Annotated in this window: 14 protein-coding genes and 1 pseudogene; 2 read left to right on the top strand and 13 right to left on the bottom strand. The window is 37.4% G+C overall.

The window, feature by feature from the left end; all coding sequences use genetic code 11:
• Positions 1–177: 177 nt before the first annotated feature.
• The 4 genes and pseudogenes from AC625_RS28100 to AC625_RS25385 form a co-directional block, all read right to left on the bottom strand.
• Positions 178–486, bottom strand: a complete 309-nt coding sequence (locus AC625_RS28100; protein ID WP_425415434.1) for a M20/M25/M40 family metallo-hydrolase — start codon at positions 484–486, stop codon at positions 178–180.
• A gap of 331 nt (positions 487–817) precedes the next feature.
• Positions 818–1,126, bottom strand: coding sequence for a M20/M25/M40 family metallo-hydrolase (locus tag AC625_RS28095; RefSeq protein ID WP_425415434.1), 309 nt, complete (start codon positions 1,124–1,126; stop codon positions 818–820).
• Between the two features lie 331 nt (positions 1,127–1,457).
• The gene (locus tag AC625_RS03705; RefSeq protein ID WP_049680050.1) at positions 1,458–2,612 is read right to left on the bottom strand and encodes a M20 metallopeptidase family protein; all 1,155 of its coding nucleotides are present in this window, start codon (positions 2,610–2,612) and stop codon (positions 1,458–1,460) included.
• A gap of 101 nt (positions 2,613–2,713) precedes the next feature.
• Positions 2,714–3,430: pseudogene (locus tag AC625_RS25385) on the bottom strand (AbgT family transporter).
• A gap of 691 nt (positions 3,431–4,121) precedes the next feature.
• Between AC625_RS25385 and AC625_RS03695 the strand changes: the two are divergent.
• Both AC625_RS03695 and AC625_RS03690 read left to right on the top strand, forming a co-directional pair.
• Positions 4,122–4,712, top strand: coding sequence for a GNAT family N-acetyltransferase (locus AC625_RS03695; protein ID WP_245644929.1), 591 nt, complete (start codon positions 4,122–4,124; stop codon positions 4,710–4,712).
• A complete protein-coding gene (locus AC625_RS03690) occupies positions 4,699–6,177 on the top strand; it encodes a methyl-accepting chemotaxis protein (protein WP_049680049.1) in 1,479 nt (492 codons plus the stop codon). The genes AC625_RS03695 and AC625_RS03690 overlap by 14 nt, the downstream gene beginning before the upstream one ends.
• Positions 6,178–6,355: 178 nt before the next feature.
• On the opposite strand, the gene AC625_RS03685 is transcribed toward AC625_RS03690, so the two are convergent.
• From AC625_RS03685 to AC625_RS03645, 9 genes are all read right to left on the bottom strand, one after another.
• Positions 6,356–8,731, bottom strand: coding sequence for a heavy metal translocating P-type ATPase (locus AC625_RS03685; RefSeq protein ID WP_049680048.1), 2,376 nt, complete (start codon positions 8,729–8,731; stop codon positions 6,356–6,358).
• Between the two features lie 86 nt (positions 8,732–8,817).
• The gene (locus AC625_RS03680) at positions 8,818–9,201 is read right to left on the bottom strand and encodes an ArsR/SmtB family transcription factor (RefSeq protein ID WP_049680047.1); all 384 of its coding nucleotides are present in this window, start codon (positions 9,199–9,201) and stop codon (positions 8,818–8,820) included.
• Positions 9,202–9,739: 538 nt separating this feature from the next.
• Positions 9,740–10,675, bottom strand: a complete 936-nt coding sequence (gene glsA, locus AC625_RS03675; protein WP_049680046.1) for a glutaminase A — start codon at positions 10,673–10,675, stop codon at positions 9,740–9,742.
• A gap of 201 nt (positions 10,676–10,876) precedes the next feature.
• Complete coding sequence (locus AC625_RS03670; RefSeq protein WP_049680045.1) at positions 10,877–11,290, bottom strand: MaoC family dehydratase; 414 nt, start codon at positions 11,288–11,290, stop codon at positions 10,877–10,879.
• Positions 11,263–11,598, bottom strand: coding sequence for a hypothetical protein (locus AC625_RS03665; protein ID WP_049680044.1), 336 nt, complete (start codon positions 11,596–11,598; stop codon positions 11,263–11,265). Before AC625_RS03665 ends, AC625_RS03670 begins: the two co-directional genes overlap by 28 nt.
• Positions 11,595–12,689: an acetyl-CoA C-acyltransferase gene (locus tag AC625_RS03660; RefSeq protein WP_049680043.1), complete on the bottom strand. Its 1,095-nt coding sequence runs from the start codon at positions 12,687–12,689 to the stop codon at positions 11,595–11,597. The genes AC625_RS03665 and AC625_RS03660 overlap by 4 nt, the downstream gene beginning before the upstream one ends.
• Positions 12,686–14,134 carry an AMP-binding protein gene (locus tag AC625_RS03655; protein ID WP_049680042.1) on the bottom strand — a complete coding sequence of 483 codons (1,449 nt, stop codon included), beginning with the start codon at positions 14,132–14,134 and terminating at the stop codon, positions 12,686–12,688. The genes AC625_RS03660 and AC625_RS03655 overlap by 4 nt, the downstream gene beginning before the upstream one ends.
• Positions 14,135–14,695, bottom strand: coding sequence for a biotin transporter BioY (locus tag AC625_RS03650; protein WP_049680041.1), 561 nt, complete (start codon positions 14,693–14,695; stop codon positions 14,135–14,137). It abuts the gene before it with no gap.
• A gap of 764 nt (positions 14,696–15,459) precedes the next feature.
• Positions 15,460–16,848: an amino acid permease gene (locus AC625_RS03645; protein WP_049680040.1), complete on the bottom strand. Its 1,389-nt coding sequence runs from the start codon at positions 16,846–16,848 to the stop codon at positions 15,460–15,462.
• Positions 16,849–17,282 lie beyond the last annotated feature (434 nt).

Here is a 17,282-nt window from a genome sequence, read left to right as displayed (position 1 = left end):
ACTGCCCATTGATGCGGGATAAAAAAAATGATTAGCTTCTCAATTTTTTTCTTTTCTTCCCAATCAATAAAGTGATTTGTGTCATTAAAAACAGGACAGCTGCCGATAAGCTGTCCTGTTTGATTAAAGCAATATCATTAGATCTTGAGCAAATACAAGGTGTTACAAGAGTTCTGCTCAATCATAATTTTTAGCGATTTCGATAAATAGCTTAATCGCATCTGGAATGACCTCTTCATCAATGTCGAATTTAGGATGGTGGTGCGGATACATACTTTTCTCCCCACCCATGCCTACAAAGATAAACGCGCCCGGTTTATTTTGTAAATAATATGAGAAGTCTTCTCCCCCCATCACTGGATCAATTAACTCAAATACATCATCACCAAAAGATTGGCGAATGACGGATTCAACAAAGCGAGATTCATCACTCTTACAGGTATATTTTGCTTGCATAAGCTCAATAGGATATTGTACTTTTTTCAATGTGTTACTTCTATCCAGAATGGAACATGGATAATTTCGGATTATTTCACACATTCAAAAGACCACTTATTTTTCAAAGATATAAAGTGAAACTTTAATCAGTAGGGGTTTTCTTCATCCCATACTGATTGTTAGTTGAACCAAGCGGGGTTTTACTGCCCATTGATGCGGGATAAAAAAAATGATTAGCTTCTCAATTTTTTTCTTTTCTTCCCAATCAATAAAGTGATTTGTGTCATTAAAAACAGGACAGCTGCCGATAAGCTGTCCTGTTTGATTAAAGCAATATCATTAGATCTTGAGCAAATACAAGGTGTTACAAGAGTTCTGCTCAATCATAATTTTTAGCGATTTCGATAAATAGCTTAATCGCATCTGGAATGACCTCTTCATCAATGTCGAATTTAGGATGGTGGTGCGGATACATACTTTTCTCCCCACCCATGCCTACAAAGATAAACGCGCCCGGTTTATTTTGTAAATAATATGAGAAGTCTTCTCCCCCCATCACTGGATCAATTAACTCAAATACATCATCACCAAAAGATTGGCGAATGACGGATTCAACAAAGCGAGATTCATCACTCTTACAGGTATATTTTGCTTGCATAAGCTCAATAGGATATTGTACTTTTTTCAATGTGTTACTTCTATCCAGAATGGAACATGGATAATTTCGGATTATTTCACACATTCAAAAGACCACTTATTTTTCAAAGATATAAAGTGAAACTTTAATCAGTAGGGGTTTTCTTCATCCCATACTGATTGTTAGTTGAACCAAGCGGGGTTTTACTGCCCATTGATGCGGGATAAAAAAAATGATTAGCTTCTCAATTTTTTTCTTTTCTTCCCAATCAATAAAGTGATTTGTGTCATTAAAAACAGGACAGCTGCCGATAAGCTGTCCTGTTTGATTAAAGCAATATCATTAGATCTTGAGCAAATACAAGGTGTTACAAGAGTTCTGCTCAATCATAATTTTTAGCGATTTCGATAAATAGCTTAATCGCATCTGGAATGACCTCTTCATCAATGTCGAATTTAGGATGGTGGTGCGGATACATACTTTTCTCCCCACCCATGCCTACAAAGATAAACGCGCCCGGTTTATTTTGTAAATAATATGAGAAGTCTTCTCCCCCCATCACTGGATCAATTAACTCAAATACATCATCACCAAAAGATTGGCGAATGACGGATTCAACAAAGCGAGATTCACTAGGATTGTTAACGAGCGGCGGCGTTCCAATGATAAAATCCACTTGGCCTTTAGCGCCGAATGCCTTGCAAATTCCTTCTGTTAATTGAACCATTTGGCTTTGAAGCGTATCAACAGCTTCTGGCGTTAATGCCCGTATCGTACCAATTAATTTCGCGGTATCAGGAATAATATTATAAGTCGTTCCCGCTTCAATCTTTCCAACTGAAATAACACCAGAATCGATTGGATTTAATTTCCGACTAATGATGCTTTGCATAGATTGAATCACATGGGTTGCCACATAGATAGGATCAACGGTTTCATGGGGCATTGATCCATGTCCGCCTGATCCTTGAATCATGATCTCAAAGTCATCAATTGACGCCATCATCGGTCCATGTGTTAAGCCGATTTTCCCTTTTTCCATCCCTTGCCACAAATGAATCCCGAAAATGGCATCGACATTTTCTAAAACTCCTTGTTTAATGAGGTTATCTGCTCCACTAGGTGTGATTTCTTCGGCTGATTGAAAAATAAGGACAATATTTGGTTCAACTTCATTTCCTTTTATCGATAGCCAGTCGGCTACAGCTAGCAATGTCGCTGTATGACCATCATGCCCACACATATGCGATACCCCAGGATTTTTTGATAAGTAAGGCTTATCCCCTTCTTCTGTTATCGGCAAAGCGTCAATATCTGCTCTTAACGCGATCGTTTTATTTCCGTTTGTTCCTTTTACAAAACCAATCACACTAGGTGGTTCGAAATCTAATATTTCTATATGTAATGCTTCAAGTCTGTTACGAATAAATGCACTTGTTTCGAACTCTTCTCCCGATAACTCGGGATATTGGTGAAGAATTCGTCGATCATCAATCGCTTGTTTAATTAAATATTGATCTAAATGGGTAAACGACAAGTAAATTTCCTCCTTTGTTTAAAACGGTCCATAATGAGTCCACTGTGCAATAATAAGTGCGATAATGGCAATCGCGATTTGAATGAAGAAAAAGGAAACAACTATTTAATCCATTTGCCCCAAGGAGCTCCAGCAACTGCAAGACCAGCGATCAGATAACCGCTGGTCGGAAAGATGATATTTGAAATGCCATCTCCGAATTGAAATGCAAGGACAGCTGTTTGCCTTGTAACACCGACTAAATCTGATAATGGAGCCATTAGTGGCATCGTTAATGCTGCTTGTCCACTACCAGATGGAACTAAGAAGTTTAATCCTATTTGAAAAAATAACATCCCCACAGCAGTCATAGAAGCAGGAATTGCATCAATCGCTTGTGAAGAATAATAAAGAATCGTATCCATTAGTCCTGCGGTATTAAATATCACTAAAGCTGCCTGTGCCAGTCCGATAATCACTGCCGCACCAATTAGACTTCCCGCTCCCTTAATAAAGTTATCAGCAATTTCAGTAATATACCAACCTAATTGAATAACACCGAATACGAGGACAACAAAATTGCAAAGAAATGTGATTTAGACTAGTTTGTGCCTTATTTTCATTTTTGTGTTAGCTTGTAAAAGAGCCTCTTTCTTTCCTTGTTTATAGTTCCCATAAACCCCAAGTGAAGGATTGCCTTTTACTTTTCCAGCATAACGATAAACATAGATGACGGCTGCCAAGTATAAGACAACAAATAAATGAAGACGGAAACCAATCCCTGAAAACGTTGGTAGTTCAGCAATATCTTGAGCGATACCAACCGTGAACGGATTCATCACAGCTGCAGTAAAACTAACGGACGCACCGAGAGTGACAATTGCATAGCCCGTAATCTTTCAAATTGTCCTATTGGAACGATATACGTTAAGATCGCCGATACTATAATGAAACAAAACATTAAGACATATACATTGATATTTTTTGGCTCTTTTGTTTTGTTAACTTCCAATTTCCTCCTTAACCCTACTATTATCCATTTATCACCCTATATGGTTTGTGAAGACTCTTTTGTAAAATCTACTCTTATTTCCTTACAGATTGAAAAGTAGTACATCAGCTTTCAAATAAAAATAATTATACGTATATATTAATTTTTATACAACGGTATCTTTTAAAGAAATCCTTATTCAATACCCATCCGAATCGATTCAAAATCGTCCATTTCGTACCTGATTTGAGACTTTCGTTCGGTCCCCTTCAAAAGATTTCTTCATTTTTAATGATATAGAATGATGCAATCACTCTTTTGTCCTTCCTTTTGAACGTGTATAGAAAAATTAATTTCACAAGTAAATTGTTAGAATTTAACGAAATTTTTGGTGTTTTATGAAAAGCTTTATAAGATAAGCTAAAAATTTTTCATAATATGTCGAATAATAACATATAGGCCAAATAGCATAGATTTTGTTTAATTAAATTAATACATCTACATAAATCGTAGATTGTAACGCTGGAGGAGTATATACCTTGAATGTAGTAAAAGAAAGAAGCACCTTGAAGTACAAAAAAGTTAGCACAGAAGAGGAACTTGCAACATTTCATCGTATTAAGAAAGTGTCGTGGGATGAAAAGGGATTCGAAATGGAATATGCCAAAAATGGTTCTGATTTATTTTTATTCGTTAGTGAAGACGGGAATTATGGAGGGACATTCGAATTCACACCTTATGGAATGTGGACAAGCCCTTTTATGAAGAACTTATTTAAAGATGGTGTAACGAATGATATGAAGGTCATGGAAGTTGATAGTTTTGCCGTTTTACCTGAATATCGTGGAATGCTTGGCAGAAGTGGAATTTCTTTAATGATTGATTATGCAGAAAAAAATGGCTACACACATGCAATTGGAATCGCTGATCCTAACGTTTTTCGTTCATTTAACGATTCATACCATATCTTATCTGTAAAGGTAAAGGATGATGTTTTTTATAAAGGTGCGTATGCAGTACCTACGCTTTTTCATCTAAAGGAAGTTTATGAAAATAAGCATCTTGAAAAATATGATTGGCTTTCAACTTTCATTGAACAGAAAGAAGGGGATTTAGTTGGAGAATATTGACTTATTAGTAAGAAGAAATAATTGGGTCGTTCTAGTTTTTGCAGGCATTATAACAACAGTCCAGTTATTGAACCTCATCCTTGGTATTTCATTTTCTTTTGTTGCGACAGTTCTTGGCATCATTTATGGAATATTAGCCCCATTTGCCTATATCTCCAATCGACCGAGATGGAAAGATACACTGGCTCTATTTATGAAATATTTTAATTTAATTGTAATTGGGGCTTTCATGTTCACAATCGTTAGTATTGATCCACATATGATCAATATTATGACTATTTACTTTTATGTTGCCGTTATGGGCATTTACCAAGACAAAATTATAAACGGGTTGACCATTTTAATCACGTTAGCAATCGTATCCTATTACTTTTTTACACAAGGAGATGTCATTTTTCATTCAACGAATCCTGTTGATTTAATGTATTTCTTACTCACCTTTTGTTTTGTATCGTTAGCGTCTATATTGCAAGCATATTTCAATAATAAATTACAAAAAGACGTTGTCGTTCAAAAATTAGAAGCGATTGAATCTCAAGAGAAATTACAACAAATGTTAGATGGCATTACACAATCATTAGCATCTGTAAAGGGCTATCAACTGGAATTGAATCAAGCAACAGATGGTGCAAATACACGTGGCTTAGAAATCGTTGCCTTATTAGATGAAACGCTTCAAACATTCGATGCTCAAACAAAAAAATCCAAAGAGTTAAACAAAGGCATGGAATCTACGAATAATCAAGTAGACGACATGACAAGTTCCATTACGGAAATGCATAATTATGTGGAGTCTACGAAAATGGCTACCCATGAAAGTGGGAGTCGTATTGACACATTGGAAAGTGATTTAGTTGCTTTTAATCGCGATATTCAAGGTACGATCCATCTCATGCAAGAGTTGAATGAAGAAACCGAATCGATCGAAAAAATCATTCAGACAATTTCAGACATATCAAAACAAACGAACCTTCTTGCTTTAAATGCATCAATTGAAGCGGCAAGAGCAGGTGAACACGGGAAAGGATTTGCTGTTGTAGCTGAAGAGGTTAGAAAATTAGCCGAATCCTCTAAAGTATCATCTGACTCCATTTCTGAATTACTATCCGGAATCCATGCAAAAATGAACACAGCTGCAAATACTATTTCGCAATCGCAAAAATCTATAGAGAAAAATACAGTCGGTATGGTAGAAGTAAAAGGAATCTTCTCTAATGTTGATTCATATATGCAAAATATTTCTAACCAAACAAAAGATCTGCAAGATTTTATCTTGAATGTACGAAGCACGATGCAAGAGGTTGGTGCTGGAGTAGAAATAAACTTGAATACAACGGAATTAAATAAAGAAAGTCTTGATGACACACTCAAACTTGTATCCAATCAACAAGAAGAGATTCAAAGTATGTCAGAAGGATTTATTAAACTTGAAAGAGAAATATCCCTTTTACTTGATAAGAAATAAAAAATCACAGAAAAAAATGAGAGGTTGCCATTCTTGGCTCATCTCTCATTTTTCTCTCATATTCATCCTTGCCTCCCATTATCTTTCCTTTTACTCTGCAATATCCCTTTTCGTGCAAACGGATCTTCGATTATTATTCTGTATTCTTTGATTTCTAGATCAGGATTTTTTAACATGTTTATCTTACTCGTAATACTCGCATCGCATTTAAAATGGCGAGTAACGTTACACCTACATCTGAGAATACAGCTTCCCACATGTTTGCAATTCCAAATGCACCCAACAAAAGGAACATGCATTTAATTCCTAAAGCAAACAAAATATTTTGCCATACGATACGGCGAGTACGTTTCGCAATCCTAATAGCTGTTGGAATCTTAGAAGGTTCGTCTGTCATGATCACGATATCTGCTGCTTCAATGGCTGCATCAGACCCTAATCCCCCCATAGCCATTCCCACGTCTGCACGTGCTAGAACAGGTGTATCGTTAATACCATCACCAACAAACACGATTTTTTCCTTTGGTGCTTTTTGTGCATCTAATTTCTCTATTTCCTCTACCTTATGTTGTGGTAACAACTCGGCATATACTTCATCGATACCTAACTGCTTCCCTACCATATCTCCAACTGCTTTCGCATCGCCAGTCAACATGACAGTCTTTTTAATGCCAAGTTCTTTTAAGGAACGAATCGCTTGTGCAGAGTCTTCTTTTACTTCATCCGAAATCACAATATATCCTGCGTACTGTTGATCTACCGCAACATGAACAATGGTTCCGATTTCAGTTGGTTGTTGGAAGGCAATTTGCTCACTGTTCATAAGCTTGGCGTTCCCGGCTAAAATCACTTGACCCTCTACTTTGACCTGGATACCTTGACCAGCGATTTCGTTATAGCCTTGTATGACCTCTTCCTTAATTTCTTTCCCATAAGCCTTCCGAATGGACTCAGCAATTGGATGGTTAGAATGTACCTCAACTAACGCTGCATATTCCAATAATTCTTCTTGTGACCAAGTAGACTTTGGCTGGATGCTGGTGACCCCAAACACACCTTTTGTTAGCGTACCTGTTTTATCAAATACCACATATTTCACATCATTCAAAGCCTCTAGGTAATTACTACCCTTGATGAGAATCCCCGTTTTTGAAGCAGCTCCAATCCCGCCAAAGAACCCAAGCGGAATGGAAACAACAAGCGCACATGGACAAGAAATAACTAAAAACACTAGCGCACGATAAATCCAGTCTGAAAAGGTCGCTCCATGGATGATTAAAGGAGGTAAAATAGCTAACGCTAAAGCAACAATCACCACACCAGGTGTATAATAGCGGGCAAATTTAGTAATGAAGTTTTCCGTAGGTGCTTTTCGACTGCTTGCATTTTGAACTAATTCCAGAATTTTAGATACCGTTGATTCTCCAAATCCTTTTGTAACTTCTACCGTTAAGACTCCGTTTTTATTCATAAATCCACTGAGTACGTCACTTCCCACTTCCACCTCTCGTGGTATGGATTCTCCTGTTAAGGCGGATGTATCTACCATCGAACTACCTTCAATAATTGTTCCGTCTAACGGTACCTTTTCTCCCGGCTTAATCAGAATGATCTCTCCAACTCTTACTTCTTCCGGGAAAACTTTTATGACTTCACCGCCACGTTTAACGTTTGCAGAATCCGGTCGGATATCCATCAATGCACTGATAGATTTTCGTGAACGATTGACAGCAATACTTTGGAACAGTTCTCCCACTTGGTAAAACAGCATTACGGCAACCCCTTCAGGGTACTGCTTGATGGCAAATGCTCCTATTGTCGCCAATGCCATGAGGAAGTGTTCATCAAACACTTGCCCCCTCAGAATATTTTTACCAGCTCGAAGGACAATATCTCCACCTATAATGAGATAAGCAATAAGGAACAAACCAAGTTCCACCATACCAGAAACAGGGGCCAACATCCCAATAGCAGCTAGTACAGCACCAATTCCTAATCGAATCACCTTTTTTTTCGTATTTTCATTTCCATGATCATGACTATGACCATGTTCATCATGATGATCATGGAATTCTGATAGGACTTCTACTTCTGGTTCTAGTCGCTTAACAATCACTGTTGCTTCATTTTCCAATCGATCTAGATGATCTGGATTAGAAACTTCCATGATCAGCTTTTTAGAGACAAAATCGACGGAAGAAGAAGTGACCCCATCTAGTTTTCCAACCCCCTGCTCAATCTTTGCAGCACAATTGGCACAATTCAGACCCTTTAAGTAGAGAGTCCTTGTGGAGGCAACTCTTTTTGGCTTTCTTTTTTCTTGTGCGTTAATATGAGGCTCTATCTTTTTAACTTGTTTCTTTGCCTCTAACACGACTGCGTCCTCTTGTATGTGATCCGTCTCCATCGTAAGGGTCTTGGTCACAAAGTTAACAGAACAAGAGGAAATTCCGTGTATTCCTTTTACCCCATTTTCGATTTTCTGAGCGCAGTTGGCACAATCTAACCCCTCCAGTATGAGTTCACGTTTTACTGTTTGTTGTCGCTCTTCCATCTAGTTTTCGCCTCTATTCTCTGCATATATTCTATCTTGCTTCCCCTATTGAAATGCTTGATCAAATATCTAAATCACATACACACTTATTCTCCATCATATAGGTCTTCCTTGGAATGGATCATGGCAACGGACACCAATTGATGAATATGATCGTCTGCTAATGAATAAAAGACTAACTTTCCCTCTTTTCGGTATTTAGCTAGCCCCATATTTCTTAATAATCGTAAATGATGAGAAGCGGTTGCCTTTGTTGACCCGATAATATTTGCCACGTCACAAACACATAATTCTTTTTCTAATGTTAGGGCATAGGCAATTTTTATTCTGGTTGAATCGGCTAAAGCTTTAAAAATTAATTCCACCCCACTAACTTCTTCCACTCGATTCTTTATTCGATTTACTTTTTCTTCGTCATAACAAAAAACTTCACAAGCATCTAGACTGTTTTTCAGAACTTCTTTATTCAAACGATCCACCTCATTCAAATATATGTTTGATTATTTTATTATGCTATTATTTTATTCATTATTTGTAAAATTGTCAAAACTTTATTCTAATAAACATTTGAATATTATCTTTAGTCTGATCCAATAATTTCGTTAATATTTTGGGAGGTTCATTATGATGAGAACATTATTTATATTTACTTGAATTTTTTACATTTGAATTGGAAAATGCGTGGGTCTTTGCTTACATTTTCTTGAATTTATTATTTATAAACTTATATTGATTATTCCTTTCATCGTTCATGCACTTATCAACAGTCTTTCTATTAAATTGTATTTTATCAGTTATTCTTCAACATCAATGAAAATCCTTTGTTGAACCATAATTAAAGCAGGAAACCCTAACTGGTCCCTGCTTCTTGACAAGTGATTGTAGAAAAATAGTGGATATAGTTCACCTTTATTGGCATATTTCTCGGAGTTATTGAGTCTTTGTTGCTATGCTCTTTTGAATCAAATCTAAGTATGTGAAGAGGTTTTGGGTATCGATAGACCTCTCTTAAAACATGCTCAACTTATAATTCTTTGATAACAACTCCAATAATTTTATTCCTGCAATACTATTTCCTTTTTCGTCTAGGGCAGGGCCGAAAATTCCAATGCCAAACTTCCCTGGAACAGCTCCCATAATCCCGCCAGATACACCACTTTTCGCCGGAATGCCAATTTTGATGGCAAATTCTCCAGAAGCATTATACATTCCGCATGTCACCATAAATGTTTTACAAATCCGAGCGACATCTGTAGGGATAATTTGTTTGCCACTTAGAGGGTCAACTCCATCCATCGCAAACACTAAGCCAATTCGAGCCAAGTCCAGACAATTCATTTCTATGGCACATTGCTTTGTATATAAATCCATTAATTGTTCTACATCTGTGTTCTCAGCCATCATTTTATGTTGTTTTAAAAAATAACATAAGGCCCGGTTTAAATGAGCTGTTTCAAATTCAGAACGTGCGACTTCTTCACGATAGTGAATAGTTGAATCGTTCGTCAATTCCTGAATAAAGGCTAAGAGCCGTTGAAACCGCTCGTTTACAGAGTCCCCTTTAATCATCTGAGTCACAACAAGAGCTCCCGCATTGATCAATGGATTTAACGGTTTCGTGGGAGCCATCGTTTCTAATTTCACAATCGAATTGAATGGGTCTCCAGTTGGCTCCATGCCAACATGCTTAAACACATCGTCCGGTCCTCTGTCCATCAAGACGAGGGCCAAGCTTATCACTTTTGAGATACTTTGGAGCGTAATCTTCTTTTCGATATCTCCTGCTGAAAGACAGCGCCCGTCAGGATAGTGAATAGCAATTGACAAATCGTCTGGTTTCGCTTTTCCAAGTTCGGGAATATAGTCTGCAACCTTACCATCTTTTGTACATATCTTCGCTTCTTTCACTAATGCCTTTAATTCATTATTAGATTGACATGGCATATTCATCACCCTTAGTAGTATGGGTCAAATTCTTTTTTACTAACCAAACACACTAGGCTCTTGAAGACTTTATAGCAGTCAAAATAAAGTCTTAGGAAATCCTTTTCTCAAACTAATCTAAAAGCAGAGTAGAAACTGAGAATTTTCTAACGAGACTCAAACATTTCATGTTTTACTTTTTTCTAGATATCAACTGTTTAATCACATACCAGATTCTTTAGTCGCATTATTAAAATGTATTGAGGACAGACGCTCTAAGGCTAACTCTCCCCTAACCACCAATTCATTTTGTTTCCTACCTGTTATCTCAAGATAGATGGAACCATAATCTTGCTTTTTTTTCTTCGCAACGATATAAATCAGATCATTCTGAAATATCGGTTTAATAAATTGCATCTCATACGTAGAAATTCTCATCCCTTTTTCAGTAAATGAAGAGGCTATTTCCAAAGTAAGTCCCATTGTCAACATACCATGAGCAATCGGTTCTTTAAATTTGTACCGTTCGGCTTCCTTTTGATCCAAATGAATCTGATTAAAGTCTCCTGAAAGAAAAGCATACTGTTTAATTTTTTCTTCCGTTATAGTTAGTGTACGACTAATTCTGACACACATCGAAAGCACTCGCTTCCTTCCAAGTTATAGCCTACGAGAGATTGGGTGTAAAACATATACTTTCCCTTTTGTTTTACTTGATCCAGTGTTACGACACAGTGATAACTTTCTCCGATAGAAAGTTCACTATGACAAACACAAGTCTGTTTCCGGTGAATCGGTGCTGTCTTGTAGTCCCACGGAACATTGATATAACGATAAAAGATCATCGGGAAGGTTGGGGGTAATTTGTTTTGTTTTCCAAAAATAACTTCATAGTTTAGTACCATTTCTTCTGTGATCGTAACTAAAGTCTTCTCTGTTTTCACATTATACTCTCCCATAATATAGCGATACCCATTCCGCCACCAATCCCTATTGTAGAAATGGAATAGTTCGTTTTATAACGCTGGATTTCATAAAATAATCTGGTCACCAAAATAGCTCCCGATGCTCCATAAGGATGACCTAAGGCAATAGCACCGCCTTCTACATTTAACTTTTCATACGGAATGGAAAGTTCTCTTGCACATGCGACAACTTTAGAAGCAAATGCTTCATTCATCTCGATCAGGTCAATATCTCGAATCGATAACGAATGTCTAGACAATATTTTTGAAATGGCAGGAATCGGACCAGTTGCTGGATAATTAGGGTTCACTCCTGTTACAACACTATCTACAAAGCGCATAATCGGTTGATATCCTAATTCCTTGGCTTTTTCCTCAGACATGACAAGAACCGCCGCTGCACCATCATTGATTCCACAACAATTTCCAAGCGTTACAGTTCCATTGTCCTTAAAACAAGGGGACAAGCGGCGCAACATCCTCTCATAATTTTGCTTTAGATTTAACCCTTCATCTTGCAAAGGCAGATCTTCGACTTTTACGAGTTCATCAGAATAATATCCTTTTCTTAATGAATCGATGGCTCGTTGATAACTAAGCTTGGCATACTCATCCTGCATCAGCCGTGAGATCCCATATTTTTCAGCTACATATTCTGCAGCTAACCCCATATCAGGGTCGCCAATCCTTTCAGGTGAAAAACGAGCCCTTTTTTCATATGGCGACTGACTTGTACTTTCAACGCCCCCCGCAATATAGATGTGTCCTGCTCCTCCTTGAATAAGATGACAAGCAAGGCGGATCGCTTCTAAGCCAGAGCCACATTGCCGATCAATCGTCATACCTGGAATAGAAAAAGGCAAATCGCTCTCTAAGCTTGAAAGCCTCGCCATATTTCCGCCAGGACCAATTGCATTTCCTAGAATAATGTCATCTGCCTGTTCGGGCAAATCTTGAACAAGATCTCTGATTACAGCAGCAGCTAATTGCTCGGGTGGATAATCTTTCAAGATGCCGCCTTTTTTTCCAATCACAGTTCTCTTTGCTTTGACAATTACAGCTCGTGTCATCTTAACGCGTCCTTTTCAAACCACTTTCTTACTTCTTGGCGTGAAATCTTGCCTCCTGTTGTATAGGGGAACTTCTCGACTTTACGCCATACTCGTGGAATTTTATAAGAAGATAGAGTCTGAAGACAATAATTTTTCAATGAAGTTAAGGATACATCTCCTTTAATGCAAACAGCTACCTTCTCGCCCCAATACTCATCCTTGATTCCTAAAACAACCACTTCTTCTACCCCGTCATAATTTATGAAAACCTGTTCAATTTCTTGGGGATACACGTTCATTCCGCCATATAGGATCATGTCATTTTGTCGACCAAGAATATATACATAACCCTCTTCATCCATTTTGGCAATATCATAAACGGTTGCCCAATCTCCCTGTAATACTTTTATTGTTTCTTTCTCGTTATCTATATATCCATCAAAAAGCATCTTACTTTTTACAAATAAAACACCCTCTTCGTCATTCGCTACTTCATGTCCGTTTTCATTGCGAATGCTAATTTCAACATTATGGAATACCCTTCCAACTGAATCGGCCTGTTTAATCTGTTCTTCATTTTTTAAAACCGTCATATAACTAAGCTCCGATGATCCGTAAAACTCATAAAAATCCGCATTTGGAAAATGAAGACGCATTTGCTCCTTCACTCGTGGAAGCCACTTTGCTCCTGTTGAAATAAAAGATACTGCTTGTTCATTATGAAACCCTTCCTGTAATAACGCCTGCATCATCGTAGGGACGACATGCACGATAGAAATCGGATGATGTTGTAAAACATTCATCAAACGAACCGGAGAAAACTTTGTCAGTACATAGATGGTTCCACCCAAGAATAGAGTGCTTAAGGCTCCGTATAAAAACGTAGAATTCACAAATGAACCCGGTATTAAAACATGATCTTTTTCCGTCATCCCAAAATCGACCTGATTACACCGAAAACTTTCTACCCATGAAGCATGAGATCGAACGAATGCTTTTGGTTTCCCGGTCGAACCAGAAGTAAACCCAATATAAAAAGGAACATTATCATTCCTTTGGGGACTGTCTCTTTTCAAACCAATCCAATCCTCTATCTCATTTGTATATATGACCTTCATTTGCTGTTTTTGGAAAAATCCCTTCATCTTTTCATCAGCAATAACAAGATCAGGAGTCGTTTGTTGAAGCCGTTCTTTAATCTCTTGCGCCTTCCATCTCATATCTCCAACAATATTAGCCCAACCGGCTTCACTCGCACCAGCGAATAGTTGTAAAAACAAGCGTCCATTTGGTAAGAATAAGGCCACTCTTTTCATTACTGCATCTTCCATAAAGAAAGAAGTAGCTGTTCGTTGTACTAGATCAAACCATTCACCATAAGAAACGATTTCTTCGTCTGTTACGATAGCAGAACGATTGTTATCCATTTGAGCATGTTTTCTATATGTACTCGTGATTCTCACTTAGCCTCTTACCTCCTTTAAGAGCGGGATCGAGTTTCGTATTTTTATAGCAAGCAAGGAAGCAACAGCCACTTTTATAAAATCACCTGGAAGATACACGAGACTAAGCAAGATTGCTTGATTAATAGAAATATCCATCAACATAGCTTGAATAGGAATACCAAATACGTACACAACTAACACACCGCCCAAAATATGAACAAGTAATACCTTGATAAAGGATACGTTTTTCATATGATATAGTAAAAATCCAATCACATACGCCCCTGCTACCCAGCCGATGATATAGCCTCCTGATGGACTGAAAAAAACACCAATTCCACCTCGTCCGCCAGATAATAGAGGTAAACCTGTCATCACCAATAATAAAAATATGATTTGACTGAAAGCTCCATATTTAGGACCTAAACGAGATCCCAACACACTACCAGATAACATGACTCCTAATGTTTGTAATGTAACCGGTACGGGTGAAATGCCTAAAAAGATGGGAGGTACAATCCCTAATGCTCCCATAATTGTCGCAAACATAGATACATACATTAATTTTCTTAACTTCATATTGTTAACCATCCTTACTTTTTAGTTAACATTATTATAAAACCTATCTTATTTGTTTGTAAAGATGATTATTTTTTCCCGACATTCCGTTCACGAAACGACGGTAATTCTACCAAAAATGCATTTAGCCAAAAACATATTACTCATCGAAACGAATTGTTATTTAGAATTTTCCGACTATTATTTTTAATGTATCACAGCAATGATGCGTCTATCAATAGGTATTGGATTATTTTCATTTTCACCAAACGAAAGAATAAAAAAAAATAGGCTTTCAAACGTTCTTACTTTTATCGCAAGATCCCACTTCAAGGGATCGAGGAATTGAAGACATTAAAGGGGGCCCTCATATCCATCAAATTTAGGAATATGAGTGCAAAATACCACATTTAAGTTGATTATTTATACCCATAATAATTGAGCATTTTTCATTACATATCTGTAAACAGGCATGAAAAGTATCCCTTTCTAAAGAAGGATCTATTAATTATTTGTTACACTACTATTTGTCATATGTTTCACTCAATCCTAACAAAAAAATAGACCCCATCACCGAGGTCTATTTAAAGATATTCCAATGGATAACTACACATTTAAAACAATTTCCATCTCCACTCTAACATGACTTAAGTGGTGATTGCAGATAGTAAAGATGTAGTAGCGTTTACCTTATTTTAACTACTTCGAACTTTTATAGTATTAAATATTCCCTTGAAATAAATGACATATTCTAAATCCTTATAACAGAAAGGGCAATAGCCTTTTTACGCAGAAATATCATCATCCGTATCAGCCTCTAATGGTACTCGCTTATCCATTTTTAACAAATAATAACTTGCTGCGACAATAGCAAGGAAAACGACTCCCACAATAAGGGATATTCGAGTCCCAGGGTTAAACCACATACCAACCAACACCATCAGTAAAAAGGCAATTGTTGCATAGTTACTGTATGGGGCAAAAGGCATTTTGAACGGATGGTTGTCCATTTCTGCAGCTCTTACCTTTCTGAATCTAAGCTCACTAATAAGTATGACAAACCATGGAATCATTCCAGGTAAAACACTAGCACTATAAACATAAAGGAATAGTTGTGGCGGTGCAAGGAAGTTCAAGACAACACCAATGGCTAAACCTAAAAGAACAGCGATCGTACAATATGCCGGTACTCCATTTTTAGATATTTTTGCAAAGATTTTCGGAGCTTGACCGTTCATTGCTAAAGTGTACAGCATACGCCCTGCACTGAAAATCCCACTGTTACAACCAGACATCGCTGCTGTGATGACGACAAAGTTAATAATACCTGCTGCTGCAGTAATACCGATTTTAGCGAAAGTTGAAACAAATGGACTACCGATATCATCTAGTCGATCCCATGGATAAACGGTAACGATGACAAAAATAGCGCCAATATAAAAGATTAAAATCCGCCAAATAATCGTTTGGATCGCTTTTGTTATAGTCTTGGTTGGATTTTTCGCTTCACCCGCAGTAATACCGATCAGTTCAACGCCTTGATAGGATGCTATGACAAGGGAAAGCGCAAAGAAGAACCCTGTCCATCCCCCTGTGAAGAAGCCGCCATTTGCCCAAAGATTTGATAATCCAATTGCATTTCCACCATTTCCTAAGCCGAAAAAGATAAGACCTAGGCCAGCAATAATCATCAGTACAATCGTTACTATTTTAATAAGTGCAAACCAAAATTCGAACTCCCCGAAAGATTTTACAGAAATGAGGTTTGCAGCCCCTAGGATAAGCATGGCAATCACACCTGGTATCCATGCGGGTAAATCTGGGAACCAATACTTCATATACATTCCAACGGCAATAATCTCGGACATTCCGACGATTACCCATTGAAACCAATTACTCCACGCAGTCATATAACCTGCTAAAGGATGAATATAGTCACTCGCAAAAGTTGCAAATGAACCCGTCGTAGGCTCTAAATAAAGCATTTCTCCCATAGAGCGCATGATGAAAAATATAAAGAGACCAGCGACAGCATAAGCCAGCATGACAGATGGTCCAGTCCATTTAATGGTACTGGCTGAGCCCATAAATAACCCAACACCAATCGTACCGCCCAAAGCAATCATTTGAATATGACGTGCCTCTAGTCCTCTCTTTAATTCTTTGTTTGACAAAATTAACTCCTCCAATTGCAATATTGCTGGCGATTTATACTAGGTTCCATTAGACTCTCTGTTTAGTTACTAATACAACTAAAATGAGTGATTTTTTATTTGTCTTTCATTCAAGCCACTACAATTCACTCTCTATATCTAGATTACGTAACACGATCATTTCTTATTTTATAATAATATGTATTCCTTATAAACACAAATGTATTCTTTAAAAAACCACTACCAATATTATCATGGCAATCATTTTAATAAACTACATTAAATGCAGTAAATAGATTTATTAGTATTTTATAAAAACTCTCGTAAAAAAGAGAATGTAAAATTTAGTGCGATTATAGGACACGATTCTTCCACTTCCGTCCAATCAATTTTTGTCCTGACCCCCACTATGGGGAAGCCCCTCACCCTATTTAACACAGTAAGAGACTGACCCC

It is taken from the genome of Peribacillus loiseleuriae (genome assembly GCF_001183985.1).
GTDB classification, from domain to species: domain Bacteria; phylum Bacillota; class Bacilli; order Bacillales; family DSM-1321; genus Peribacillus; species Peribacillus loiseleuriae.
The sequence above is the reverse complement of the archived record's forward strand: the minus strand, read 5'-3'. Positions and strand labels throughout refer to the sequence as shown.